Origin of the sequence: Thalassotalea hakodatensis (assembly GCF_030295995.1) — a bacterium.
GTDB lineage: Bacteria > Pseudomonadota > Gammaproteobacteria > Enterobacterales > Alteromonadaceae > Thalassotalea_C > Thalassotalea_C hakodatensis.
In genome coordinates, this window is the sequence record NZ_AP027365.1 from 3,248,170 (window position 1) to 3,272,952 (window position 24,783).

At 37.6% G+C, this 24,783-nt stretch carries 22 protein-coding genes and 2 tRNA genes; 8 read left to right on the forward strand and 16 right to left on the reverse strand.

From position 1 onward, the window contains the following. Window positions 1-13: 13 nt before the first annotated feature. From QUE72_RS14385 to QUE72_RS14400, 4 genes are read right to left on the reverse strand one after another with little or no spacing between them, the layout of a single operon-like run. Entirely contained in the window at window positions 14-1,219 is a 1,206-nt protein-coding gene (locus QUE72_RS14385; RefSeq protein WP_286269750.1) for an ABC transporter permease, read from the reverse strand. A 10-nt stretch (window positions 1,220-1,229) separates the two neighbouring features. Next, window positions 1,230-2,543, reverse strand: a complete 1,314-nt coding sequence (locus QUE72_RS14390; protein WP_286269751.1) for an ABC transporter permease — start codon at window positions 2,541-2,543, stop codon at window positions 1,230-1,232. 17 nt (window positions 2,544-2,560) lie between these two features. Beyond that, complete coding sequence (locus QUE72_RS14395; RefSeq protein WP_074499159.1) at window positions 2,561-3,274, reverse strand: ABC transporter ATP-binding protein; 714 nt, start codon at window positions 3,272-3,274, stop codon at window positions 2,561-2,563. A gap of 33 nt (window positions 3,275-3,307) precedes the next feature. Beyond that, window positions 3,308-4,570, reverse strand: a complete 1,263-nt coding sequence (locus tag QUE72_RS14400) for an efflux RND transporter periplasmic adaptor subunit (protein WP_286269752.1) — start codon at window positions 4,568-4,570, stop codon at window positions 3,308-3,310. A gap of 340 nt (window positions 4,571-4,910) precedes the next feature. Between QUE72_RS14400 and QUE72_RS14405 the strand changes: the two genes are divergently transcribed. The 6 genes from QUE72_RS14405 to QUE72_RS14430 all read left to right on the forward strand — a co-directional run bounded on the left by QUE72_RS14405 (window position 4,911) and on the right by QUE72_RS14430 (window position 8,442). After that, window positions 4,911-5,183, forward strand: coding sequence for an oxidative damage protection protein (locus tag QUE72_RS14405; RefSeq protein WP_074499161.1), 273 nt, complete (start codon window positions 4,911-4,913; stop codon window positions 5,181-5,183). Window positions 5,184-5,407: 224 nt separating this feature from the next. After that, window positions 5,408-5,483: transfer RNA gene (locus QUE72_RS14410), tRNA-Phe, on the forward strand. A 96-nt stretch (window positions 5,484-5,579) separates the two neighbouring features. After that, window positions 5,580-5,655 (forward strand) — tRNA-Thr (locus QUE72_RS14415). 168 nt (window positions 5,656-5,823) lie between these two features. Beyond that, window positions 5,824-6,057 carry an Arm DNA-binding domain-containing protein gene (locus QUE72_RS14420; protein WP_286269755.1) on the forward strand — a complete coding sequence of 78 codons (234 nt, stop codon included), beginning with the start codon at window positions 5,824-5,826 and terminating at the stop codon, window positions 6,055-6,057. Between the two features lie 201 nt (window positions 6,058-6,258). After that, window positions 6,259-7,188: a glutaminase gene (locus QUE72_RS14425; RefSeq protein ID WP_286269756.1), complete on the forward strand. Its 930-nt coding sequence runs from the start codon at window positions 6,259-6,261 to the stop codon at window positions 7,186-7,188. A gap of 801 nt (window positions 7,189-7,989) precedes the next feature. Continuing rightward, window positions 7,990-8,442 carry a hypothetical protein gene (locus QUE72_RS14430; protein WP_286269757.1) on the forward strand — a complete coding sequence of 151 codons (453 nt, stop codon included), beginning with the start codon at window positions 7,990-7,992 and terminating at the stop codon, window positions 8,440-8,442. Window positions 8,443-8,507: 65 nt separating this feature from the next. On the opposite strand, the gene QUE72_RS14435 is transcribed toward QUE72_RS14430, so the two are convergent. The 12 genes from QUE72_RS14435 to QUE72_RS14490 all read right to left on the reverse strand — a co-directional run bounded on the left by QUE72_RS14435 (window position 8,508) and on the right by QUE72_RS14490 (window position 23,214). Beyond that, entirely contained in the window at window positions 8,508-9,722 is a 1,215-nt protein-coding gene (locus tag QUE72_RS14435; protein ID WP_286269758.1) for an EAL domain-containing response regulator, read from the reverse strand. A 30-nt stretch (window positions 9,723-9,752) separates the two neighbouring features. Next, window positions 9,753-10,829, reverse strand: coding sequence for a protein-glutamate methylesterase/protein-glutamine glutaminase (locus QUE72_RS14440; protein ID WP_286269759.1), 1,077 nt, complete (start codon window positions 10,827-10,829; stop codon window positions 9,753-9,755). A gap of 22 nt (window positions 10,830-10,851) precedes the next feature. Continuing rightward, window positions 10,852-11,328, reverse strand: coding sequence for a chemotaxis protein CheD (locus QUE72_RS14445; RefSeq protein WP_286269760.1), 477 nt, complete (start codon window positions 11,326-11,328; stop codon window positions 10,852-10,854). Window positions 11,329-11,353: 25 nt separating this feature from the next. Continuing rightward, window positions 11,354-12,169, reverse strand: a complete 816-nt coding sequence (locus tag QUE72_RS14450; protein ID WP_286269762.1) for a CheR family methyltransferase — start codon at window positions 12,167-12,169, stop codon at window positions 11,354-11,356. Between the two features lie 12 nt (window positions 12,170-12,181). Further along, window positions 12,182-13,870 (reverse strand): methyl-accepting chemotaxis protein, encoded by a 1,689-nt coding sequence (locus tag QUE72_RS14455; RefSeq protein ID WP_286269763.1) that lies wholly within the window; start codon window positions 13,868-13,870, stop codon window positions 12,182-12,184. Between the two features lie 38 nt (window positions 13,871-13,908). Next, window positions 13,909-14,412 (reverse strand): chemotaxis protein CheW, encoded by a 504-nt coding sequence (locus QUE72_RS14460; protein ID WP_286269764.1) that lies wholly within the window; start codon window positions 14,410-14,412, stop codon window positions 13,909-13,911. Window positions 14,413-14,420: 8 nt separating this feature from the next. Continuing rightward, window positions 14,421-16,607 (reverse strand): chemotaxis protein CheA, encoded by a 2,187-nt coding sequence (locus tag QUE72_RS14465; RefSeq protein WP_286269766.1) that lies wholly within the window; start codon window positions 16,605-16,607, stop codon window positions 14,421-14,423. Next, window positions 16,607-16,936, reverse strand: coding sequence for an STAS domain-containing protein (locus QUE72_RS14470; protein WP_286269768.1), 330 nt, complete (start codon window positions 16,934-16,936; stop codon window positions 16,607-16,609). Before QUE72_RS14470 ends, QUE72_RS14465 begins: the two co-directional genes overlap by 1 nt. Before the next feature lie 41 nt (window positions 16,937-16,977). After that, entirely contained in the window at window positions 16,978-17,346 is a 369-nt protein-coding gene (locus tag QUE72_RS14475) for a response regulator (RefSeq protein ID WP_286269770.1), read from the reverse strand. Between the two features lie 39 nt (window positions 17,347-17,385). Beyond that, window positions 17,386-18,573: a methyl-accepting chemotaxis protein gene (locus QUE72_RS14480; protein ID WP_286269771.1), complete on the reverse strand. Its 1,188-nt coding sequence runs from the start codon at window positions 18,571-18,573 to the stop codon at window positions 17,386-17,388. Between the two features lie 179 nt (window positions 18,574-18,752). Then, the gene (locus tag QUE72_RS14485; protein ID WP_286269773.1) at window positions 18,753-22,328 is read right to left on the reverse strand and encodes a M1 family aminopeptidase; all 3,576 of its coding nucleotides are present in this window, start codon (window positions 22,326-22,328) and stop codon (window positions 18,753-18,755) included. Between the two features lie 10 nt (window positions 22,329-22,338). Continuing rightward, window positions 22,339-23,214, reverse strand: coding sequence for an ABC transporter ATP-binding protein (locus QUE72_RS14490; protein WP_074498818.1), 876 nt, complete (start codon window positions 23,212-23,214; stop codon window positions 22,339-22,341). A gap of 509 nt (window positions 23,215-23,723) precedes the next feature. Between QUE72_RS14490 and QUE72_RS14495 the strand changes: the two genes are divergently transcribed. Together QUE72_RS14495 and QUE72_RS14500 are read left to right on the forward strand one after the other, a co-directional pair. Further along, window positions 23,724-24,005, forward strand: coding sequence for an autorepressor SdpR family transcription factor (locus QUE72_RS14495; protein ID WP_074498819.1), 282 nt, complete (start codon window positions 23,724-23,726; stop codon window positions 24,003-24,005). A gap of 2 nt (window positions 24,006-24,007) precedes the next feature. Next, on the forward strand, window positions 24,008-24,661 hold the full coding sequence (locus tag QUE72_RS14500; RefSeq protein ID WP_074498820.1) for an SdpI family protein: 654 nt from the start codon (window positions 24,008-24,010) through the stop codon (window positions 24,659-24,661). Window positions 24,662-24,783: the final 122 nt, after the last annotated feature.

Here is a 24,783-nt window from a genome sequence, read left to right on the forward strand (position 1 = left end):
TTAAACAACATCACTAGACTGATCGGGTGGCGATAGCTGGTGAAATTTTTGAGGCCTTTAAGGCAGGTATAAATACCGCAATTTCAATGACCACAATAATCCCTACTAACGTTGCACCAATATAATTAAAAGATAATGCTTCAGAAGAAAAGTAGGTCATCAAGTAGTTATTGAGCACTAGCGCCAAAATAATACCTAAGACAATCCCTAAGCCAGCAATCAATGCACTTTCCGTCATAAAGTAACCTTGAATATCTGCACGACTTGCCCCTAGCGCCCGGCGTGTACCTATTTGTTTTTGACGACGATTTACATTAAAAATGGTCATGCCGGCAATACCAAGCGCCGTGATAAAAATAAGTACTGCAATGATAACCATCAACATATTCGTCATCAGCTTATCACGTTGATAACTAGTCGCTTTCATGTCGGCGATTGTAGAGGCTGGATTAATCACGCGACGATTTTCTAGCTTTAATAGAATATCTTGCACATTTTTAATCATAGTATCAGCTTCACCAGGTTCGACACGAATAGCAAAACGGATAAATTGCTCATCATAAATTGCAGGCAATAACACTGTTTTTTCTACTAACGGTGAATGTACCCATGGCCCCTGCATTTTATCCATAATACCAATAATTTGAAAAGGTAAGTCGATACTGTAAATATATTTTCCTAGCGCATCACCGTCTGGAAACAATTCATCTGCTAATGCTTGTGTGATAATGGCAACTTTAGGTGCATTAGCACCGCTATCGCGAATGACCATTTCATCAGGTCGGAAGCTTCTGCCTTTAGTGATTTGTTGATCAAACAATTGAGTAATATTGGAATTACCAGCAAAAACACCAGCACCAGACGTTAACGCACCTTCCATTTCAGGCTGATTTCTAAAACCCCAAGAATCGCCACTGCCAGAAAGTGGTAGTTGATTTATGCCAGTAGCCTCAATAACGTAAGGCAATTCCATGATTTTTTGCTGATCTACTTGTAATTGTTTGGTGATATCTACATTTTCATCATAGAAATACATTGATAATCCAACAATTTCAGCTTCAGGAATACCACTATTTCGCTGCATATCATCAATACGCTCTTTAATAATGAAAGCCGCATTGCTGACGATTGCTAACGTTAGGGCAATTTGCATAATAATCAAAACAACACTGCTTTTGTTTCGCATCATGGCATTAAAAATGGGAGAAATATGTAACATAATGCAGCTCCTATTGAGTTTTTAAATAAATAGAGGGAAGCGTAGTACACACTCGCCATGCGGGGTAAATCCCTGCCAATACTGTAGCGCTCACCGCTATGATGGGGGCCGCTAAAAACATGGTGATATCCATCGTGGCAACGAAGTCAAAGCCATCAAAATTATTTTTCAATAATGACAAACCAAAATACGCAAATGCTAATCCAAGTAACCCACCAAGCAGTCCAAGTAGACCAACTTCAACTAAGTGTTGAGCAAATACTTGCCCACGGCTAGCACCTAGTGCTCTACGAACGCCTACATGAGGAGCATTCCGTAAGAATTTAGCCAGTAATAAACCGATACTATTCACTAAACATACCACTAAAAACATAAAGCTCACCGCAACCAACACGTATGAGTCGTCACCAACAACATTGTTATAATCAAGCCATTGCTGAACATTGCGTATTAGCCCTTTTGCATCGTCACGTTCAAACCTTGCTAACTTTTGTTGTTGGCTAACATACCCTGATAGAAACTGTGAAAATGTGTCTTGATCTTTTTTCGTTGGCAGTTCTGCCCAGTATTGTGTCCATAAGATTTCAGAGTTGAGCTTTTCTTGGTAATTATTAACACGTTCTTCTTTCCAACCATTATTATTTCCCCAAGACTGTAACTCGTAAACGCTGGATAAAACGAAGGGAATAAACAGCTGTTCAGTGCTTTGAAACGCGCCATTGTTAACGTCATAAAACTTTGGTTTGGGTTGCCAAGACTCTGTAATGCCAACAATTTGATAAGTCGTTGCATTTAAGAAAATTTCTTTCCCGGTATTATCACCACCACCAAATAGCTTGTCATTTAACTCTTCACTGATCACCACTTGGAAGGTTGGATTTTCATCAACAGTTTTACTCCATGGACCGCCATAAAGAAAATTAACGTCAAACATTGAAAAGAAATGACGGGTAGTAACACGGCTTGAACGCAAAACAGGGGCAAACTCAGGGTCAAGCGTACGCACAGAAAAACCCGTTTTATACATGGGTGTGTGTTTTAATTCAGGTAAAGCCCGCATTAAATTAGCTGCATCTTGATAAGTCAATTGTTGAGGTACATTATCTGTGGTGTTCCACGTAGAACTGCTACCCGTTGATTGCAACTGAACCGCAAATAATTGATCTGATTTTTCACTGATCGGGTTATTGCCCGTCATGTGATTTAACGTTAATGCTGTCATTGAAATTCCGATACCACAGGCTATTGCTAATACCATTAACAGCGTAGTACCTATCGTGCTTTTTAAGCTTTTTATCGCAAGTTGAATGTAATAACTAAACATGCTGTTTCCTTAGCCTTTTAGGCGATTGCTTCCTGATCTTTTGCGGTTGCGCCACCTTGGTACATGGTAAAGTCACAAAGTTGCCCATCAACGATCTGAATATTACGCTCTGCTCTACGGGCAAGTTCAGCATCGTGTGTTACCATGACGATAGTAGTGCCTTGTTTGTTTATTTTTTCTAATAGTTCCATCACTTGTTTTGCCATTAAACTGTCAAGGTTACCGGTTGGCTCATCCGCTAATAAAAACTTAGGCTCACCTGCTAATGCTCTTGCAATGGCAACCCGTTGCTGCTGCCCACCCGATAACTGTGACGGTAAATGTTTCATTCGCGATGCCAACCCAACAAGTTCAAGCGCATGCTCAATTTTTTCTTTTCGCTCTTTAGTACTGAATCCGCGATACCGTAATGGCACATCAACATTTTCAAATAGGTTTAAATCAGGAATAAGATTAAACCCTTGAAAGATAAAGCCAATTTTTTCATTTCTTAAACGTGAAAGTTCTTTATCACTTAACCCAACAATACTTTGACCATCAAGTTGGTAATCACCTGATGAAATATTTTCTAATAAACCAGCAATATTTAAAAAAGTGGTTTTACCTGAGCCTGAAGGCCCAGTGACTGCAATAAATTCTCCCTCTTTTACTGTTAAGTTAAAATCACGTAGCGCGTGGGTTTGCACTAATTCCGTTTGATACACTTTATTAATATCTGACATTACTAACATACTGTTCTCCATAGTTTTTTATTTTTAATCGGATTAATAAAGCAATACACGCGCTTTATCATCAAAGAGTTCTAGGCTTGAAATGACTAAGGTGTCACCTTCTTTTGCCCCTTTTACAATTTCGATATGGCTCATACTTGTTGCACCACTTTCAATCGCAATTCGTTCGGCAGAATCATCACGCACCAAGTAAGCTAACTTGCCTGCTCCACTTTGATAAAACTGACCTCTACGCACCATTAATACATTGTCTTTTTGCTCCAAGATAATACGAGCACTCACACGTTGGTTTTGTCTTAACCCTGCACCTTGTGTTTTATCCATACGCACTCTTGCCGTCACTTGATTGCCAATTACCTCGGGTGAAATTGACGCTAACTGGCCGTATAATGTTTTACCTGCCATGCTCACCTCTACTGTCATACCTAAGCCAAGCTCATCAGCATATGCTTCTGGTACTTGCAACTCAGCTTCATAGGCAGATAAATCAACGATCATCATCAAAGAATCGTTATTATTGACTTTGGCTTTTTGCTCAACTAACCAGTTACCAACAATACCACTCACCGGCGACATGATATCGAGCTCATCAACCTTTCTTTGTAACTCCGTTAAGCGTTGCTGCTCGGCTTTAAGTTCTAATGCTTTGTTTTCAACTTCGAACGCTAATGTATCAATGGCCAGTGTTGCTTCTTGTTCTGCATGCTGGGTACGTAAACGTGATTTTGAAAGCTCATCTTGTGCTTGTTCAAAATCAATTTGACTAATAATATTACGCTCAATAGATTGATTAGCGCGACGAGCTTCACGCTCTGCTGCTGCAAGATCAACCTTGGCTAATTCAAGTTTTTGCTGATACTCAAGTTGTTTTCTGCGCGAAGCTAACTTTTCACGGTTTAATGCTGAACTTAAGCGCTGAACCAAGGTTTTTTGCTGTCCAAGGGTTGCCATCAGTTGTGGGCTATCTATTTCTGCCACTTTTTGTCCAAGTTCAACCATATCTCCAGGTTTCACTTTCAACGTAACTAACCCTTGCTCTGGGCTATAAACGATTGGGGCATTTGCTGCGACAATTTTTCCTGAAGCAACGATATCTCTTAATAAGTCGCCACGTTCTACTATCGCTAATTTTAATTGGTCACGCGCAATGCTTTTATCTGCGCTTAACCAAGAAGATGTCGCTTGCCAAGCAACGAACAAAATCGCGCCTATGATCGCAATATATGCAAATTTCTTTACTTTGTTTGAGTTTTTTGAAACGACTTGCGTATCTTGTTGGCTAGTATCCCTGATCATTAATTTTCCTCATCTGTCAGTGCTGACTTGATAAAGCAGACAACGTACCATCATGACAACTCATTGTTTTTAAATAACTTTAAATAAACCACCCTGTATAAAAAGTGTCCGCGGACACCTAAGTTACGGACACTTAACGAATGTACGGACAACCGGACACTGAATTTCTTGGGACGTTAAAACAGCATATTATTCAGCGCTTGTTTATTTACTCAATTTCTAAAGTCAGGCGCTCTAGCGAGCGATATTACTTAGCTGTACCTTTGTAAAAAGCCAAGAAAATTTAAGCCAGTCACGTTATAATGCGCGCAAATTCAATGCACTTTGATAGAGAACAATTATGAGTAGAATGGTTTTTTGCCAAAAGTTACAAAAAGAAGCGCCAGGTTTAGCCTTTCAATTGTACCCAGGAGACGTTGGTAAACGTATTTTCGAAAACATCAGTCAAGAAGCATGGACAGATTGGCAAAAAAAACAAACGATGCTGATTAATGAACATAAAATGAATATGATGAACCCTGATGATCGCACGGTGCTAGAAAAGTCGATGGTCGATTTTTTATTCAACAATATCGAACCAAATATCGAAGGCTACACGCCAGAGCAAAAATAAACGCCGCTTTAAATTATAGCTAATATGATTAATTCAATTATCATTAGCTATAATATCAACCGATATTCGCTTCAAATGGCAACAATACGAAGAAAAAAACACCAAACAAACATTTTTTGAAAAAAAAGGGTTGACGCAAGAAACGAAAAACAGTTTAATACGCCCCGTCTTCAAGGCGAAGCCAAAAAGACAAGTACAAAGATAGTATTTAGTATTATCAATGTGCCTCGATAGCTCAGTCGGTAGAGCAGAGGATTGAAAATCCTCGTGTCCCTGGTTCGATTCCGGGTCGAGGCACCATCATTTAGAATGAGTGTTATGTTAATCAACAAACATTGATTCGGTGCCAAGGTAAATCATTCAATAGAATAGTTTTATCGCACACAGCCTTTGTGTGCCGACTTAGCTCAGTTGGTAGAGCAACTGACTTGTAATCAGTAGGTCGCCAGTTCGACTCCGGCAGTCGGCACCATTCATTGAGACCCTTATGTAGCTTGTTATGAGCAACATAGGGGTTTTCTTGTTTCTGGAGGTTTATAATCTCATATGGGAACAAAATATAATTTCTACGGCTCTAGCTTCTTTCAATTTGTATTGCTTAAATCTGGCTTATCAATAAGCCTCAATTAAAGGCGGCAATATGACTTTATCTGTAAATGTTTTCACAAATCAGTATCTTTTTGAACTTGAACCCAAAGAAAAGGAATACATAGTATCCGAGGTAGCATGTAAAGGCTTTTCAGTAAGAATATTTCCTTCTAGCATTAAAACCTTTATCTATCGAAACAGAACTAATAATGTAAGTAATAAGGTAGCTATTGCTAGAGTTGGAAGTATTTCAATAAACGATGCAAGATACAAGATGAGTTATTAGATTGACCCCAGAGATTAACCTGATTTGTTAGAGGTGTTACTTGTTTCAAAAATGCACCTACATTACTATGCAATTATTCAATAAATGGTACCGTTACAGATCAGTTAAAAAAAGATAACTCATCACCTATCACGAGGGTATCTATCAATGCCTAATTATGTAAAATAGCCCCTTCTGTAAAATTCAACGAAAGCTTACTGAATGAATAAAGATTTATCGAATTTACGCGAAAAATTGCAAACACTACTCTTAGCACAACATGATAGTAGTTCTCGTGGTAATGTCGCTGATTATATCCCTGCTTTAGCAGAGGTAGATCCGAACTTAATGGGTGCAGCTATTGCGACAATTGATGGGGACTTTGTTGGTGTAGGTGATTACCAACATGCCTTTTCAATTCAAAGCATTTCAAAGGTGTTTGGTTTAGTCATGGCGATGAACCGCGTAGGCGATTCATTATGGCAACGTGTAAATATGGAGCCTTCTGGACAACCGTTTAATTCAATTATTCAACTTGAATGGGAAAAAGGCATACCTCGAAATCCGGTTATTAATGCTGGCGCTATTTTAATTTCAGATGTTTTAGTGAGCCATTATTCAGCAAGTAAACTCGCTTTTGTCAGTTTTTTACGCACCATAGCCAACGACGAAGATATTCATATTGATCATGATGTGTTTCAATCAGAGCTCACTCACGGTAATCGCAATGCGGCGTTAGCATATTTGATGAAAAGTTTTAATAATATTGAAGCTGAAGTGCCTGATGTATTAGAACATTATTTTACACAATGTTCAGTTACAATGAATTGCCAACAATTAGCACAAAGCTTATTATTTTTAGCCAATAAAGGTATAAACCCATTAACCAATACACCTGTATGCACACGAAAAGAAGCGCATAGAGTTAATGCTATTTTATCAACGAGTGGAATGTACGATCAATCTGGTGAATTTGCTTTTTCCGTTGGTTTACCGGCGAAAAGCGGCGTAGGAGGTGGAATTGTCGCAATTGTGCCTAATTTCGGTGTTATTTGTGCATGGAGCCCACCATTAAATAGTTTTGGCAATTCCGTTGTCGGTATGAACTTTATCGCAGGACTTGCCGAAGAATTAGGATTATCCATTTACTAGAGCGTGTTGATCTTTGCTGTTTAAGTTTTGTTCAAATTAAACGCCTTCTGATCGCGGCACTTGGATTATTGCATAGTCATTCAATGGTTAATTCAAGTAACAAAGAGTAGGAGGCGTTTAGTTGAACTCTTCGGGCTGTATCTGTTTGGCATTTCTACTGTGTTAACGCTTGACTGGAGTAGAATAACTACACAGCGCAAGTGTTGCCTTGTATAAATACCAAACAAATTGCGGCAAAAGTAAACATGAAAGATCAACACGCTCTAATATTAAAAAAAAAAACAGATTTAAGCGTATTTACCGCGCTCCCTCCTTAATTTGTTTGTTTTTCTAAATATATGTTAGTTGTATATTACTTATTCATGCTTTATACTGCGCCAGCAGATTAGTATTCCCTCTCACATATAATCTGACTATTCCTATTGTAATGTCTTTCCTAGCTCCAGATAGCCATCTTTAGAAAACTAAGTAATTGCTTATCGAATTTTTCGATTGATTTCACGCTATTGTTTCGATGCAGCAATATTTTATATATTGGCAATATTGCCTTCTATTTTCGAGATTTTATATGTCTTATAATTATAACGGACAACAGATCCAGATAATGCAACCTGTGCATTCAATTTCTGTTAACAAAAACCGAGCAGTGGTAAACCACAAAAGTGGCTCAAGTGTCATTAGCTTTGCAAACTCTATTGATTTTAAAGCTTTTCTTATTTGGCTTGCTCAATAGTAATTTTCGAAAGCTAAATTTGTTCATTCTTGCTCAACTTAACACTAAACCTATATTGAGATTTTATCATGTACACCCTCAACGATCTTGAACGCATTAATCAAGTGCTTGTTCCGCTAAAAGAAACAGCAGACAGAGAGCGTCAAGCTATTTGGGGGTTAACAGGCTATATCGATACGCCACACATAGACGCCTACAATAAAGTTTGTGTTGAAAAAGCACGAATACTAAAAACATTAAAAGAACAAAACTTATTGCCTTATTCAAATGTTGAAGTGATCAGTAAGGTGCTAATGGTTAAATTTAAAACAGCCAAAAGTGCTCAAGTGTGTGAATATAACGATGAACAATATCAGTGCCGTTTTGCCCCATTAAAACTAAGTAAGTCAGGAAAAATAGTACGAAAGTGGGCAAAATACTGGTTGAAACTATTACCCAACGGCAGTATTGATGTGCCATGGCAAAATGAAGTCAAAGAAATTTGGCCTGAATATTTTATTATTAGGACTATGGAAGGATAAATACCAATCTTATCCATCAACCAGATACTGGATGGAATTAACGCTACGATAAATTTATCGTAATTTTAAGACGATAATTCACGTTGAATGGCTTTACGATGTTCACCTAATTCATGTTTAATCCAATCAATCAAATCGCTAGGCGCCATAGGTTTCGCAAAATAATAACCTTGCACTAAATCGACATCTAACTGATAAATAAACTTATAATCATCTAAGTATTCCACACCTTCAGCGACCGTTGTTAGTTGTAAATCTTTGCTTAATGCAACCGTACTCTTCAAAATAGCTTGTTGGTGTGGGTTAGTAGATACATTATCAACAAGAATTCTATCCAGCTTTAACTCTGTCGAAGGAACTCTTGACAGTTGCTGAGCATTTGCGAACCCTGTACCATAGTCATCAATTGCCAAATTAAACCCTTTAAGCCTTAGTGTTGCAAGCGTTTGAATAGCTTTTGACACTTCACCTGATAGCGCATTTTCAGTCACTTCTAATACCACATCTTTAGGGGCAATATTATAGCGTTGAACTTGATTAAAAATTCTCTCTGCTAGATGTTGATCCGCTAGAGATAACGGAGATAAATTTAAAGATAAATGAAAATTCAATCCACGTTCTTGCCACTGCTTTTTTTCGTGTAATGCAATATCAAATAAATATTCAGTTAATTGAGAAATCACACCAAAACGTTCTGCTGCATCTATAAATTGAACCGGTGAAATCATGCCTCGCTCCGGATGAGGCCACCGAGATAAAGCCTCAACACCTTTTAATAATAACCCTTTAACCGTTAGTTTTGGCTGGTAATAAAGTGTGATTTCACGATTAACCATAGCTCGAAGCAAGTCTTCTTTGGTTAATTCTTCATTGACTATTTTCTTACTTACTTTTACAAAGTCATTGGTCATTCGGTTCAAACTAATGGCTAGATCTTCTTCTTTCATCGGTTTTTGAAAAGTACCCACAACTGATAAGCCGTCGCTTTCAGCCATAGTACCAATGCTTAGTATTAACGAAGGATCTTTTGAGCTTAAAATAATCACCGCGCCGACTAATTTACGTTCAGCTATTTGACTAACTAATTCAACCCCGTCCATCACTGGCATTTCTAAATCTATAAATACAAGATCAAATTGATTGGCTGTCAACATATCTAGTGCAACTTGACCATTCTCCGCACTTTCGATATTAATCACTCCTTGCTGACGACACAACTCAATAACATGGTTGCGTTGTACTTTACTATCGTCAACGACAAGTACTTTTGTTTTATTCATCTACTTACCTTATAAGCCTTGTTTTTCAGATTAATTTATAAATTTAACCATATCATCTAAATCAACTATCTCTTTTGCAGCATTTAATTTGATTGCTTCTTTAGGCATGCCAAACACCACAGAAGACTTTTCATTCTGGGCAACAGTTTTACTACCCGACACCTTCATGGCTAATAATCCTTTAGCCCCATCATTCCCCATACCAGTAAGAATTATTCCTGTAGCATTTTGCTTGACGTGTGTGGCCAACGAATTAAATAAAACATCAACAGACGGACAATGCCGATTAACTGCTGGTCCCTCTGAAACAATCGTAATATATTGCCCACCAGATCTTTTCACCTGAATATGCTTACCTCCTGGCGCTATTAATACGTGGCCTGGAATAATCCTGTCACCAGAAGAAGCTTCTTTTATTTCCACTGCACAAATCGAATTTAACCGTTCAGCAAATGCAGCAGTAAACTTTTCAGGCATATGCTGTACTATAACAATACCAGGGCAAGTTCTAGGTAATTGTGTTAATACTTTTTCCAAAGCAATTGTCCCTCCTGTTGAGGAACCAATACCAACCACTCGGTCAGTTGTTTTCGCCAGACTTGCTAAGTCTGTATCCAAAGGCATGTTCATAGGTTCGTGACTAAAATCATCTTGTTTTTGTGCTATATCTTCAGGTAGCGCCGATACTTGTCGCTTTACTCGACGAATTCTAGCGACTGAAGCTGCTCTTACTACCGTTATAATTTCTTTACCTGAGCTTTCTAAAAAGTTTTTCACCCCTATTGTTGGCTTAGTGATAATTTCAAAAGCACCTGCAGCCAATGCTGAAAGTGATAATTCAGCGCCATGTTCAGCTAATGATGAACAAATAATCACGGGTGTTGGCTTTTCCGCCATTATTTTTTTTAAAAAAGTGATCCCGTCCATTCGCGGCATTTCAATATCAAGAATGACAACATCTGGCCATTGCTTTTTCATTTTGTCATACGCAAAAATTGGATCGTTAGCAACCGCATAAACATTGATATCACTCACTTGATTTAACACTGACGAAATAACTTGACGAACCACTGCCGAATCATCAACAATCATTACTTCTATACTCATAGCACCACCCCCCAAAGATTGCTTACGCCCTACTTTCTTGTTGATAACGTCTTAAATATACTTCGCCAGTATCTAGATCTAAGGTAATGGTACGACAGATATTTTCCAAAACATCTTCTTCCTCTACAGTCAGCTTATTTTTCTTTATCCATTGTTTAGCAAGCGATACATTTTTATCGCCTATTGAAGGGGAAGCCTTACGCGTATACATATTTGCCCCACCATATAAAGCTAATTTATATTCATTCATATTTGCATGTGCACGCATTTTTTGACTTAAAAACTCCAACGCATCTTCACCATACTTATAACTTGCAATATGCGGTTGATATTCCGTTAAACCTTCAGGATGAGCAATTAAATAATGACACATACCACCAATTTTTAAACGTTGATGCCATACCGTAACAGCTACGCAAGAGCCTAATAATGTTTTAATCTTACAGGGACTGCTGCCAAAATAGGTTTCCCCCGCTTGAATATTTATTTCATTTTGCACTTATACCTACCTTCAACCTATAAAGTTATTTCCGTTGGTAAATAGCTGGTTGAACAATATTAAAATCATGTGACAATCCATGTAATGTTTCTGAGTGACTAATAAAAAGCCACCCCTTAGGGTTTAATATTGTTTGGATGTTATCTATAATTTTTTGTCTTGTTTCATCAGTAAAATAAATCATCACATTGCGAATAAAAATTAAATCTACCATGCCTATTGATGCCATATCATCAAGCAAGTTAAAGGTAAAATACTGAACCTTATTTCGAATACTTGGCTTTACACGCATAAACCCTTGAAATTCATCAATACCTTTCATACAAAACTCTTTTCGGTAATGTGCAGGTAAAAATCGCGCTCTTTCATCGTTATAAATGCCTTTTCTTGCGTGCGTTAATACACTGTTATTTACATCTGAAGCCATTAACTGCCAAGAAGACCTACAATGATATTGCATTAACATTGCAATACTGTACGGTTCTTCACCTGTTGAGGCTGCTGCACTCCAAATTTTAAACGTTTTATTTACCGATATGTTTGGTAAAACTTTTTGTTGTAAAAACTCAAAATGTTTCTCTTCACGAAAAAAAAATGTTTCATTCGTTGTGATCAATTCTAATGCTGTCTCTAATTCTTTTGTATGCTCTAAATGATTAATGTAATTAAAATAGTCTCTAAAATTATTTAACTGTAAGGCATTTAGCCGTTTAAATAATCTATGGCCTAACATCACCCGTTTATGCGCGGGCAAATTAATACCAAGCCGGTTATGTACCAAAGTTTGAAAAAGAGAAAACTCCTCTTTTGTTGGTATATTTTCTCTTGTTGTTGTCCCCATCACTCTCAATGACTACTCATAATCAACAAATTTTGCGTCGTCACTATCTTTCGAAGCTGCTTTTTGAACATGTTTAGAGACATTGGCCGAAGCGTTAGCATTCGCTTTAGCAATTTTACGATCTTGCGAAGCTCGAGATGCGAAAGCCGCTGCTTGTTGTTGATCACTAACAGAAAGCTTAAAATAGTTTACCGAGTCTTGTAGACTAACCGCTTGAATATTCATTTCTTCTGACGTTGCACTTAGTTGCTCTGAAGCGGCTGCATTATGTTGCATGGTTTGATTAACTTGAGAAATTGCTTCATTAATTTGATGTACACCTGTTGCTTGTTCTGCAGAGGCCGCTGCTATTTCTTGAACTAAGTCAGCCGTTTTATTAATAGAAGGTACCATCTCTTGTAATGACTTACCCGCCTTATCTGCTCGTTGTACACTGTCTTTCGCCAGCTCACCAATCTCTTGTGCTGCTACTTGGCTTCGTTCTGCAAGTTTCCGCACTTCAGATGCAACCACCGCAAATCCTTTACCGTGATCTCCTGCCCGACCTGCTTCTATAGCCGCATTTAATGCCAACAAGTTTGTTTGATAAGCAATATCATCTATCACGCTAATTCGCTCTGCAATTTTTTGCATGGCATTAACCGTTTCTAATACTGCTTCACCACCTGATGTAGCTTCCGTTGAAGCTTGCTGCGCCATACCATCTGTTATTCCGGCATTCTCATTGTTTTGAGAAATCGACGCAGACATTTGCTCCATTGATGCAGAGGTTTCTTCCACACTTGCCGCTTGTACCGAAGCTCCTTTCGCGATTGTTTGAGCTGTAGAGTTAACTTGTGATGATGCTGCACTTAATGCTTCAGATGAAGCTCTAACTTCAGTAATAACATTCGATAATTGTTTTTTCATATTGTTAATACTCATCAATAACGAACCTTTATCATTGGCTTGTAATTGAATATCAACACTCAAATCACCTTGAGCAACTTTATTACAAATATCAGCGGCATATCTTGGTTCACCGCCAAGCGTTTTAAATAAGTCCCAGAAAATAAAGGCCATTACCGTTAAGACCACTACAGAGCCTATAAGTACAAAAAGCGTTAGTGATGTTTGTGCTTTTTTGTATTTTTCTGTCATTCTATTTTCTGTTTCAAGCACTATACTGTTGAAGTTTTCTTCGGTTTTTTCAGCAAGTTCTGTCATACCTTGGCTTGCTGGGCGATCTACGCCACTAACGTTTTTATCTACTTTCTTACCCGTTAATTCATCGTTTGGATCGAAGTTGACTAACGCGGAAACATAAGCTTTTTTCAAATCACTGTGTTCATTTTTAACACCTTCAAGCTTCGTGGTATCTAGGTCCAATGTTTTAGCTGCATCAATCGCTTTAGCTAAGTAAACTTGCACTTGATCAGAGTTTTGTTGAAACCGTGCCGTGTATTTCTGGTATTGTTCTGCATCGTTTCCGCGAATTAGCACATTTTTCCATTCTTGTACCTGAATTTTAAACAGTACATGGGCATGTGTAATTTCATTATAAAGCTCAACATTTTGCTTAACTCTAGTAAAGTCTTGCTCAATGGACTGATGAAAATCAGACAGCTTATTTAGCGACACTAAACCAAGCAATAACAAAGCAAGTGTCACTAGTGCGCCTAAAAACAAGACCTTAACTTTCAGTGATAAATTTTTCAGCATGTGAGTTTCCTCTTGTACCTAATTGATACGTATATTATTTATTGTAATTCTGCTTCAACTAAACTCGCTAATTCTATAGGAGATAGCGTTTTTTCAGCATCAAGCAAAATAATAAATTCATCATTAACTTTTGCGATACCTTGAATAAATTCAGCCCGGATTTTGGCACCAAACGCTGGTGCCTCCTCTACATCCGTAACGGGTAGTTCTACTACTTCGTTCACAGCATCAGCTAATAAACCAAGTACGCAATATTGCTCATAACCATGTAATTCAATAACAATGACACATGTCCGCTTGTGAATTTTTATTGGCTCACGGCCTAAGCGCACTGATAGATCAATTACTGGCACAACTTCGCCGCGTAAATTAATCACACCAGACAAAAACTGAGGCATCAAGGGCACCTCTGTGATGCCCGCATACTCAATAATTTCTCTTGTTTGATGCAGTTCCATACCAAAATGTTCTTTACCTATCGTAAAAGTAAGGTATTGGTTATGATGGGTTGAAGTACTCTGTTGCCTTTCAGTGTTTGCCATCGCTCCACTTACTCCTTTGTTAATAACGTATTGTGAGATAAACCATCTCGACCAATCGCCAATTCAATTAATTGTGGAATATCGAGTATAAAAGCGATATCGCCATTACCTAATAGACTTGAACCACCTATTCCCTTAAGTGGTTTAAAAATAGGCCCTAAAGGCTTGATCACGGTTTGTACTTCACCATTTAATTTATCAACTGCAATACCAGCAAGATCTCCCCCAAATTGCACAATAACAAGTTCTTGAGATGATGATTTTATTTGTTCAGTAGCACTTACACTCAAATCTAATGATGAACTTTTTGCAGATTTGGTTAGGTTAAAAACATCTGCCATTTTGACAAAAGGGATCATTTCTCCACGTAATTTAATACAGTTACGTTCTTGAATGTCTAAATGACTATGTAGATCTATGCATTCAATAATGGTAGCTTGCGGAATAATAAAGTGGGTACCACAACTTTCCACGTGAAAACCATCAATTATGGCTAACGTTAATGGTAAACTTATACGAAATTCAGAACCTTGTCCTTGATCGCTAAATATTTCAATACTACCTTGTAATGACTCTACATTACGTTTTACTACATCCATCCCCACCCCTCGACCAGACAAGTTGGTGACTGCGGAGGCAGTAGAAAACCCTGGATGAAAGATTAAATGAAACAATTCATGTTCAGTTAACTCAATATGTTCAGCAATAATTCCCTTTTCAATCGCTTTTTCGCGCACGCGATTCTTGTCAATGCCTTTGCCATCATCGCTTATAGCAATAACGATATGACCACCTTCATGGTATGCTTTGAGTGTTAATTGCCCCTTCGCACTCTTACCAGCAGCAATTCGTTCATCTACAGATTCAATGCCATGATCAATTGCATTTCTCACGATATGAGTGAGTGGATCACCTATTTTTTCAACCATTAAGCGGTCTAATTCAGTTTCAGCACCTTCGATAGTCAAATTGATTTCTTTGCCAAGTTCTTGTGCTGTATCTCTTACGATCCTCTTAAAACGTTGAAACGTGCCGCCAATTGGCACCATACGTAAATTTAACGCAGCATCGCGTATTTGTTCAGTGAAGTCTTCAAAGTCATCAACGGCTTCAAGCAGTTCACTATTCCCTGTTCGGTTAGACAATATATCAATGCGTTGCTGATTAATGACAAGTTCACCAATTAAATTGATTAAATAATCGAGGCGGTCAGAGTCAATGCGTATTTGCTTACCCGCGCTTGCAGGTTTAGTGCTGGATGTTGTTGCCTCTTCAACGGGAGAAGTAGTTTTTTCTTGAACAGCTAAAGTAGTGTGATTTTCTGTAATATTAGTTGTTGTTTTTTCCGAACGTGTTGCGCCAGTTTTAAGTGAACCACACCGAAAGAAAATATCAACGAGCTCGTTTTCTTCTTCAGGCAAACTATCAATTAATGTCCAAAGTGAAGACTCAGGTGCTGTAGGGGGCAAAACCGTTATTTGCGAGCCATCTTGCACAAACATAAAAGTATTTTCTATCGATTCTTGCTCAGCCTCAGAATCAATCGCTATTTCATAGGCAAAGTACAGTTCTTCGGGATCTATTATTGATAAAGCTGGAAGTTTATGATGAATACATTCAATATGTTTTATCGTGCCCAGTGTCGCTAAAAAGCGAATAAATGAGACAGGATCCATACCGTTTTTTAAACAGTCATCTGAAAGTCGTAATGATATGTGCCAATGTCCTATCCCTAAATTACGCTCAATATCTGTATGTGATAGCACCGCTTCATCACTATCATCTATCGCATTATCTTTGGTTTGTTCATCAGACCACGGCATTAACTCTGCAAGTAAAATAGCGCCATTTGATTGTGTTAATTGATCAGCATTATATTCTTCAACGGTTAATGAAACTATTTTTTCCATGTGATCGCGACATCTAAACAGTATATCAATTAATGGTTTTTCAATAACAATCAAACCGTCTCTTGCTCTATCTAGTACATTTTCAACTACGTGGGTAAACTCAACTATATGACTAAGACCAAAAATGCCCGCGGAGCCTTTTATCGTATGCGCAGATCTAAATATGTCATTTAAAATTTCATTATTTATCTCGCCGTCATCCATTTGAAGCAAGTTGTTGTCCATTAGTTCTAAATGCTCTTGTGCTTCTACGTAGAAAGTTTCTAGTGCTGACTCGAAAGACATTAAATAGCTCCTAGAGATGACTGCACATCAGTATTTAGTAGAATAGATAAATTAAACAACTGACAAAAGTCTTGGATTGCGCTACTAGTAGAGCTGATTTGAAAATTTTTTCCTTCTTCGATAGTGGTTTTGACAAGTGATAAAATCAATTGCATACCCGCGGTATCAATTTCTTCTATTTTTGCAAGTTTCAAAACAACAAGAGACTTGAACTTTAACGCTTTAAAATATTCTTGATAGATGTCCATCACAGAATAAATTGTCAACTCCCCCGAAATAATAATTTCAGTAGAATCATTACGTTTTTGTGTGATCTTTACAGTAGTCATCAAAGGTACTCAGCAATAAATTTTGCATTCAGTAACCAGCATTATGGCAATACAAGCATTGATACAGCTTGCAGCATTTGTGCAGGTTGAAAGGGTTTTACAATCCATGCTTTTGCACCAGCTGCTTGTCCTTGTTTCTTTTTCTCTTCCGCGCCTTCTGTTGTTAACATTATAATAGGGGTAAATTTATAACTCGCCATTTGTTTAATTTCTTTCACCATAGTAATGCCATCCATGTTTGGCATATTAACGTCTGAAATAATCAAATGTACTTTTTTCCCATCCAACTTACTAAGTCCGTCTTTACCATCTACGGCTTCAATAACCTCATAACCTGCTCCTTTTAACGTCATTGCGACCACTTGTCTGACACTGGCTGAATCATCAACGATTAATATTGTTTTGCTCATACTACGTTTCCTTTACCACCTTATTCTTAATATGTTTAATTAGAAAAATGTAATTTCTGATGTATCTGCCGTTTTATTTTCTGCATGCTCATTTTCATGAATTTTGACTTGCTCAACCGTAGTAAACGTATTTTTAAAATCGTTGATCCACCGAGTATTATTAATATCTTCGAGCGTATTTCCCGATTCGATATCCGTTAAACATTGAGATAATTTCGGAGACAATGCATTCATGTTTAAATGAATTTGATCGAGCATTTGGCTTACTCTATCTTGAAACTGCAAGAAAACGATAACCTCTTCCACGGAAGTTTTAACCGTACGGCTTTCCTCCTCAAGTTGTCCTGCCGACGCTATTATTTGTTCGCCGGATTCTCGATACTCATTAATAACAGATTCAATAACATGTTCTGCTTTTTCAATGACTTTTGCATCTTGTTCAGTAAATTGTTGTGTTTTTTCAAGCGTATTAAACAAGGTACTGTTTACTTGACCGATACGTTCTGTGATTCTAGCTCCGGTCTCACCTGAACGCGTTGATAACGTTCTTACTTCATCAGCAACAACAGCAAAACCTCTGCCAGCTTCACCGGCACGAGCCGCTTCAATTGCAGCATTTAATGCTAAAAGATTCGTTTGAGAAGCAATACCAGCAACTTCATCTCCCATTTGTGATAATTCTTCAGCGATAGTGGTTAAGTTATTTATTTCAGAAAGGAGTTCATCTCGACCTTGCATAGCTTCATTAAGAGAAGAAAGAATTTGATTTAGCTCTTTATCTGCTTTTTCAATAATATGTGTTAAACCCGTTTCGCTGTGCATATCACCAGAGGTAGCTTGTGATGCATTAATCGCGCCCTCAAGCTTTTCTCTGATTTGTGAAAACGTGTGCGAAAGTTCATTAACAGCGTCATTTCCCTGAAAGCGCGCAAGCTCCAACTGTTTAGCCCACACAGGAACAATATCACTCACTAATGAAAGGTATTGCGTAGAGCCGTCATTATGCTCGTCTGTTACTTGTGATTGTTGAGTTAATAACGCTACTTCATCAGTTAACGTGTTAACTAATTTGGTATGAAAGGTATATAAAAGAAAAGCCGCAAGAGCAACAACCGCTACGATTATTATCGAAATAACTGTTGTTAAAGGACTTGCTAACCAAAGCGTTAAAACACTTATCACGATGACCGTTAAACATGCCAAAATAAATTGTGTTTCTTTCTGCATTTAATTTCGCTCAAAATCAATCTCTTGTGATTTAAGCATAGACAATAATTTCAAAAGTGAAATGTGATTTAATGAGATTTATTAATAATTTCTAAAGTGTCATAAAAATACATGGATACAGATCAGCTGAAATAAAAAAACCACCAAAATTATGGTGGTTTTTTGCATTATGTTATCGCTTATAGTCGATAAATGTTATCGGCACTATCACGATCAATTAACCGTACAAAGGGGTCTACCCCTACATATTTAGGCTTTTCATCAACGATGATTTCAATCTTGTTTTCACCTGATTTAATTTCATGCTTTTCTAAATATTGCACAAGATTTTCTGCAGAAAGATCTTCAGGATCAGCGCTAAAAAAACCGATATCAATCATGTCAGTAAAGTCTTTTTCTGTCTCTGCGCCTTGACCATCAGCGGTAAGCATTGCAGCATCAATTGTCACGATAACTGTAAATTTACCATCTTCTCGCTCAGTCACATCAACATTGGTTGTTTTAAGATCATATAGCGTTATATGTTCAAACAAACTAGTAACAAACGTTTTTTCCTGTTCGTTAGCATCTTGTTTAATATACGCCATTAAATCTAACGTTGTTGGATAAGGTGTGCTTTGATATTTAAACTCAGCTAGAAAATCAGCTAATGCTTTATTTAATTGCTGCTCGCCTAATCTATTTTTAAGTGCCATCATCACCACAGAGCCTTTACGGTAATGAATATACTGTTGATTTTCACTACGGAACAATGGCATTTCTTCAATGATTTCAACACTACGACCTCTTAAGTAGCGATCAAGTTCGTACTTTAAAAACTTGCGAATTTTTTCAGGACCATACTTTTTCTCCATCACCATTAAAGCAGAGTATTGCGATAATGATTCAGAAATAATTGCACTACCTTGTACGTTAGCTGCCCCTACTTGATGTCCCCACCATTGATGAGCAACTTCATGAGCCGTAACGTAATAAACAGGGTCAATATCTTCAGGGTCGCGTAAATCAGTAATAAAACCTATTTGCTCTGAATAAGGTACTGTATTGGCAAAGCTCTGCGCAAAACTTCTATAACCAGGAAATTCAATAATACGCATTTGTTTATGCTGGTAAGGACCAAACTCTTGCGTAAAGTAATCAATAGAGTCACGTACTGATTCAATCATACGATCTACATTCATATGGTGATCTTTATGATAATAAATCTCAATATCAATGCCTTTATATTGCTCTTTCTTCGCTTCTAGTTTAGCCGACATTATCGAATAAAAGTTCACCATTGGTGCATTCATTTTATAATGATACGTACGTCGGCCATTTTCAACAGTTTCACTTTGCACATAACCAGGCGCAATGGCAAATTGATCTTCACTGGTTGAAATTGTTGCTTCAAAATCAATAAAGCCAACACCTTTACCAAAGAAGCTTTCATTGTAGTAACGATTGTCTTCTAATTTATTCGCGCGTTGAATTGGTTTTAGGTCACGTTTTCTACGTTCGTGTCGATCAACTATCTGCCAATCAGAACGGTAACCAAAGGCTGGGAACAAATCATAGTTGTTAATGAAAGTACCGTTTTCAATAAGGGAAAAATCATTACTACCATCAGTAAAACCTTGATGTGTTCGATGGGCAATTAATTGTCCTGTTGTTGTTTCTCCTGGCGCTAATGGTTGGTCAAAAACGAACCATGCTGAATTAAACTTGTCATCAAATTCAGTAAGCTTTCCGCCTGCTAAAACCACGTCCCACTTTTCGGTAAAACGCGGTTTGGACACTAAGAAACGTTCAATCGCTGTGTCGCTGGTATTTTTAACGGTAATTTCCGCAACCGCGTCAATACGACGTTCAGACGGGTAAATATCAACTTTTGCATGCGTTTTAGTGATCGTTGGTATTTCATCATCTTTATGCGCAACGTATTTTTTTTCATATTCCGCTTGTAGATCTTGTGCATCTTCTTGAATGACATATTCATTTAACACGCGCGTGTTGTAATGAATATAACTACCTGTTGCAATAAATATTGCTAGACCAAGTGCAATAGCAGCTTTACCTTTATTTCCTAGGTAGTAACCCACTTTGTTAAACCTTGATTTTAATGGTTGAGCTGGGCCTCTATGCCATAACGCATAAGTAAGAGCGGCCAAAATTATTGACGCGCCTAGCCAATACAACATATACCAAGAATGTGCTGTTAAAAAGTGGCCATAGGTATTAATGTCAGAATAATAAACGATAGGGGCGCCAGAAAATTGGAACATATTATGGCTAAAGCCGAAGCTACTTATCACTAACGTTGAAATGATATATAGCACGAACAATAGCATGCCAATATATTTATTCGGGCTAAGCACTTGTAAGAAGAATGCAAGTACAGCTGTCATGATTAACGGTACTAGGTTTACATAGCCTAAGCGAATAAAATATTGTGAGAATTCAAAATTATCATACCCTCTGATAATTTGGTTTAGTACAGTGACTGACATACCAAATACGTATAACAGTGCAAGTACTAAGCTAATAGCAATAATTTTTGATAACCAAAAAGTGATGTTATTGACAGGCATTGAATCAACTATATCACCCATACCAGAATTACGTTCACGCCACACAATTTCAGCACTGTAGTACGTTAATACAATCAGCATTAATAACCCAGTTGAGCCTGCAATTAATTGAATCATTGATTGCGTGATCGGCCAATTTGGAGTGCCAAACATAGCTCTAGGGTCAATTAGGGGAGCAACTAAAGCAAAGATAGTAAAAGCACCAAGCACTAAAAATGGTGCACTAAATATCACTTGTTTTACTTCAAATTTAATACGCAACCATAAATGCGCACTTGTAGTGATACCGTGACTTTTATAGTCAACACGATTGGCTAGCGCTGAATCAGAACTTTCTTCAACTTTTTGTTTTTCTTTTTTATTAGCTTTCGGCTGTGTTAATGATATTTTACGAGTAAAACCACCGAATAATGCCATAATAATAATACTAGCAATTAACCAGATCACCCGGTTTTCAAGTAATACACCGGTTAATTCAACAGCAGTGTTATTTTTGTCGTGCATGGTCCAGTAACGAGTTACTTCACCAAAGGTATTAACACCAAAAGGGTCTGCAAGTGCAACAATTGTACGATATTCAGGATCTGAGAAAAGCTGCCCAGCAACGGTATATGCAATAAAAAACCCGACTGCAATCAAGTAAACAGCCATCATGCTACGAAAACGAATAGCAACCGCGTAAAACATACACGATAAGACCAGTAATGTTGGTAAGGCTAAATAAAAATACGCCGTGAAATAATAGCTAAGATTAGTTGCTCCTAACCGCTCTGCATCTACCCAGCCAGCTAAACCACCAAGAACCGTTCCTAAAAAGATCCCAAAAGGCACGAAAGCAAACACGGTTGCTACCATCGCGAAAGCACCAAAGAAACGCCCAAGCTGATAACTTATTGGGTTAATTGGTTTGCTATAAAGGATCTCAGCCATTTTGGTTGTATCATTTCTTGTTGCAGTACTGGCAACATAGTTAACCACCAAAAACATGGAGAAAATCCCCATGATTACTAAGGTTTGAGCAATAGAGTAAGGACCATTGTATAAGACATTGCCCCCACCACCTATTTGTACGTTATCACTGACTGTTGCAAAGAAAGTCAAAAAGAAAAAAATCGCACTCGTGACAATGAAAGATGGCTGACGGGTATAATACCGCCACTCAAATAAAAACATTTTTGCAAACATAACTTACCCCTTAAGCCGCATTACGATGAGAATGTAATGTAGAAAAATAGACATCTTCTAAGTTTGCGGGGGCTGCTTCAAAGCCTTCAGGTGCTTGTTCAGCCATCACATGAATAATAGTTTTACCGGCAAATAATCGTTTTGAAATAACAGGCATGTTCTGCTCTATTTCTACGGCTTCTTGTTGTGTCACTGTTTTACGCCAGATTTGGCCACCGAGTTTATCGGTCAATAAAATGGGGTTACCTTCAAGTAATATTTGGCCTGAAGCTAGCACTGCCATGTTAGGGCAAAGTTCAGATACATCTTCAACAATGTGTGTTGATAAAATAATAACTTTTTCTTCGCCTAAACTAACCAATAGATTATGAAAGCGATTTCGTTCTTCTGGATCTAAACCAGCGGTTGGTTCATCCACCACTAATAAATCAGGATCTCCTAATAACGCTTGTGCAATACCAAAACGCTGACGCATACCGCCCGAAAAGCCACTAACGGCTTTTTTACGATGCTGAAATAAGTTCGTTTGTGCAAGCAAACCCTCAACGGCTTCTTTGCGTTCTGCTTTATTACGAATACCTTTTAAAATGGCCATATGATCTAATAAGTCATAGGCACTAATTCTTGGATAAACACCAAAGTCTTGTGGCAAATATCCTAATCGTTGACGTAACGCCTGCGGATCTGTAAATACATCAATACCATCAAAAGTGATTGACCCTTCATCTGCATCCTGCAACGTAGAAATTGTACGCATTAACGATGATTTACCAGCACCATTTGGTCCAAGTAGACCAAACATTCCTTTTGGAATGGTCAAATTGACATTATTAAGTGCATGAACACCATTGTCATAAGTCTTAGACAAACCCTTGATTTCTAGCATCTTTTATTTCCTATATTTGTTTTTATCTTTTAACATTTATTTTATGTAACGAGTGCTTAGTCTGCTCGTTAACAATTTTATTACACATGAATTAATAAAATAAAAATTTCTTTAATTATTAGGAGGGTCCATTGATCTTTCGCGTGGTATTTTTCAGCAGTTTATTGGTATTTAGACAAGGCATTGCGATTAATATGTGGTTATACCACAGGAAAAAGCAATAACGACGTATAAATGACAAAAAACGCTACCCTTTGGGTTCAACTAAACGCCTCCTGCTCTTTGTTACTTGAATTAACCATAGAATGACTATGCAATAATCCAAGTGCGCGATCAGAAGGCGTTTAATTTGAATAAAACTTAAACAGCAAAGATCAACACGCTCTAGTAACATTATAGAATTAGAAACTTCTATTTATTCACCATTATTTCGCTATATAACGAAATAATGATTGCACCTAATTCGCTATTTCGCTAAATTACAAAATAGATACCGATACGGAGCACCTATGTCAGACGCTTTTCAAGCATTATCAAGCCCAGTTAGAAGAAAAATACTATCTTTGTTAAAAGAGAAAAACCTAACAGCTGGTGAAATTGCACAAGAAATAGACGTTGCTAAGTCAACTCTTTCTGGACACTTTAATGTTTTAAAGGCCGCTGATTTAGTAACAACACATCGACATGGAACAACCATTTATTACTCGCTCAATACTAGTGTTGTTGAAGATCTTATGGCGGGAATGTTTGCCATATTTGGGAAAGATACTTTTAAAGAGCAGGAGAAGTAAGCATGAACATTTTTAAAATTAACCTCTTAATTACCACTATCACTATGCTAGTAGCATTATTTATGATTACACAGGTCCCTACAGATATGATGTTACCCATTCACTGGAATAGTGCAGGTGAAATAGATAGATATGCAGACGCTGCCACAGCACTTTTGTTTCCGCCTGGAGTAATGGTAGGTTTAATACTGTTATTAAGCATCTTACGCTATTTAGAACCGAGAAAAGAAAATTTAGTACAATCAAAAAAAGCAACTCATGCAATTGCATTCGCCATAATATTATTACTGGCTGTATTGGAAGGTGGTTATGTTGCTTTAATTTATGGTTTCACACTCAAAATGCATTTACTCGTGGTCTTTATGGTTGGTATTTGTTTAATGATTGTGGGCAATTATTTAAGTAAAACACGAAGTAATTACTTTATTGGTATTCGTACTCCATGGACACTTCAAAATGACGAAAATTGGCGCAAAACACATCGATTAGCGGGTCGCCTGTTTATGGTTTCAGGGTTAGCCGTCAGTGTGACTTGTTGGCTAATTCACGATGACTATTTAACTTACTTAATCATTGGCCTCGTTTTACCATCGGCAATTACACCACAAATTTATTCGTGGTGGCTATGGAAACGAGAAGAGAACAATGCTCAATAATTAAGAACAAATGAATTAAATTCACCCGTCATGATAATTTATTTCAATTGTCATAGCATGCTCATCTCGATATGCTGCACTTGCTTTTGAAGTCTCCCCAGATTTCTTGCATTTGACGCTTT

Bases quoted from the DNA above. Each gene is read 5' to 3' on its own strand.
- QUE72_RS14385 (WP_286269750.1), bottom strand. From the start codon at position 1,219: ATGTTACATATTTCTCCCATTTTTAATGCCATGATGCGAAACAAAAGC.
- QUE72_RS14390 (WP_286269751.1), bottom strand. From the start codon at position 2,543: ATGTTTAGTTATTACATTCAACTTGCGATAAAAAGCTTAAAAAGCACG.
- QUE72_RS14395 (WP_074499159.1), bottom strand. From the start codon at position 3,274: ATGTTAGTAATGTCAGATATTAATAAAGTGTATCAAACGGAATTAGTG.
- QUE72_RS14400 (WP_286269752.1), bottom strand. From the start codon at position 4,570: ATGATCAGGGATACTAGCCAACAAGATACGCAAGTCGTTTCAAAAAAC.
- QUE72_RS14405 (WP_074499161.1), top strand. From the start codon at position 4,911: ATGAGTAGAATGGTTTTTTGCCAAAAGTTACAAAAAGAAGCGCCAGGT.
- QUE72_RS14420 (WP_286269755.1), top strand. From the start codon at position 5,824: ATGACTTTATCTGTAAATGTTTTCACAAATCAGTATCTTTTTGAACTT.
- QUE72_RS14425 (WP_286269756.1), top strand. From the start codon at position 6,259: ATGAATAAAGATTTATCGAATTTACGCGAAAAATTGCAAACACTACTC.
- QUE72_RS14430 (WP_286269757.1), top strand. From the start codon at position 7,990: ATGTACACCCTCAACGATCTTGAACGCATTAATCAAGTGCTTGTTCCG.
- QUE72_RS14435 (WP_286269758.1), bottom strand. From the start codon at position 9,722: ATGAATAAAACAAAAGTACTTGTCGTTGACGATAGTAAAGTACAACGC.
- QUE72_RS14440 (WP_286269759.1), bottom strand. From the start codon at position 10,829: ATGAGTATAGAAGTAATGATTGTTGATGATTCGGCAGTGGTTCGTCAA.
- QUE72_RS14450 (WP_286269762.1), bottom strand. From the start codon at position 12,169: ATGGGGACAACAACAAGAGAAAATATACCAACAAAAGAGGAGTTTTCT.
- QUE72_RS14455 (WP_286269763.1), bottom strand. From the start codon at position 13,870: ATGCTGAAAAATTTATCACTGAAAGTTAAGGTCTTGTTTTTAGGCGCA.
- QUE72_RS14460 (WP_286269764.1), bottom strand. From the start codon at position 14,412: ATGGCAAACACTGAAAGGCAACAGAGTACTTCAACCCATCATAACCAA.
- QUE72_RS14465 (WP_286269766.1), bottom strand. From the start codon at position 16,607: ATGTCTTTCGAGTCAGCACTAGAAACTTTCTACGTAGAAGCACAAGAG.
- QUE72_RS14470 (WP_286269768.1), bottom strand. From the start codon at position 16,936: ATGACTACTGTAAAGATCACACAAAAACGTAATGATTCTACTGAAATT.
- QUE72_RS14475 (WP_286269770.1), bottom strand. From the start codon at position 17,346: ATGAGCAAAACAATATTAATCGTTGATGATTCAGCCAGTGTCAGACAA.
- QUE72_RS14480 (WP_286269771.1), bottom strand. From the start codon at position 18,573: ATGCAGAAAGAAACACAATTTATTTTGGCATGTTTAACGGTCATCGTG.
- QUE72_RS14485 (WP_286269773.1), bottom strand. From the start codon at position 22,328: ATGTTTGCAAAAATGTTTTTATTTGAGTGGCGGTATTATACCCGTCAG.
- QUE72_RS14490 (WP_074498818.1), bottom strand. From the start codon at position 23,214: ATGCTAGAAATCAAGGGTTTGTCTAAGACTTATGACAATGGTGTTCAT.
- QUE72_RS14495 (WP_074498819.1), top strand. From the start codon at position 23,724: ATGTCAGACGCTTTTCAAGCATTATCAAGCCCAGTTAGAAGAAAAATA.
- QUE72_RS14500 (WP_074498820.1), top strand. From the start codon at position 24,008: ATGAACATTTTTAAAATTAACCTCTTAATTACCACTATCACTATGCTA.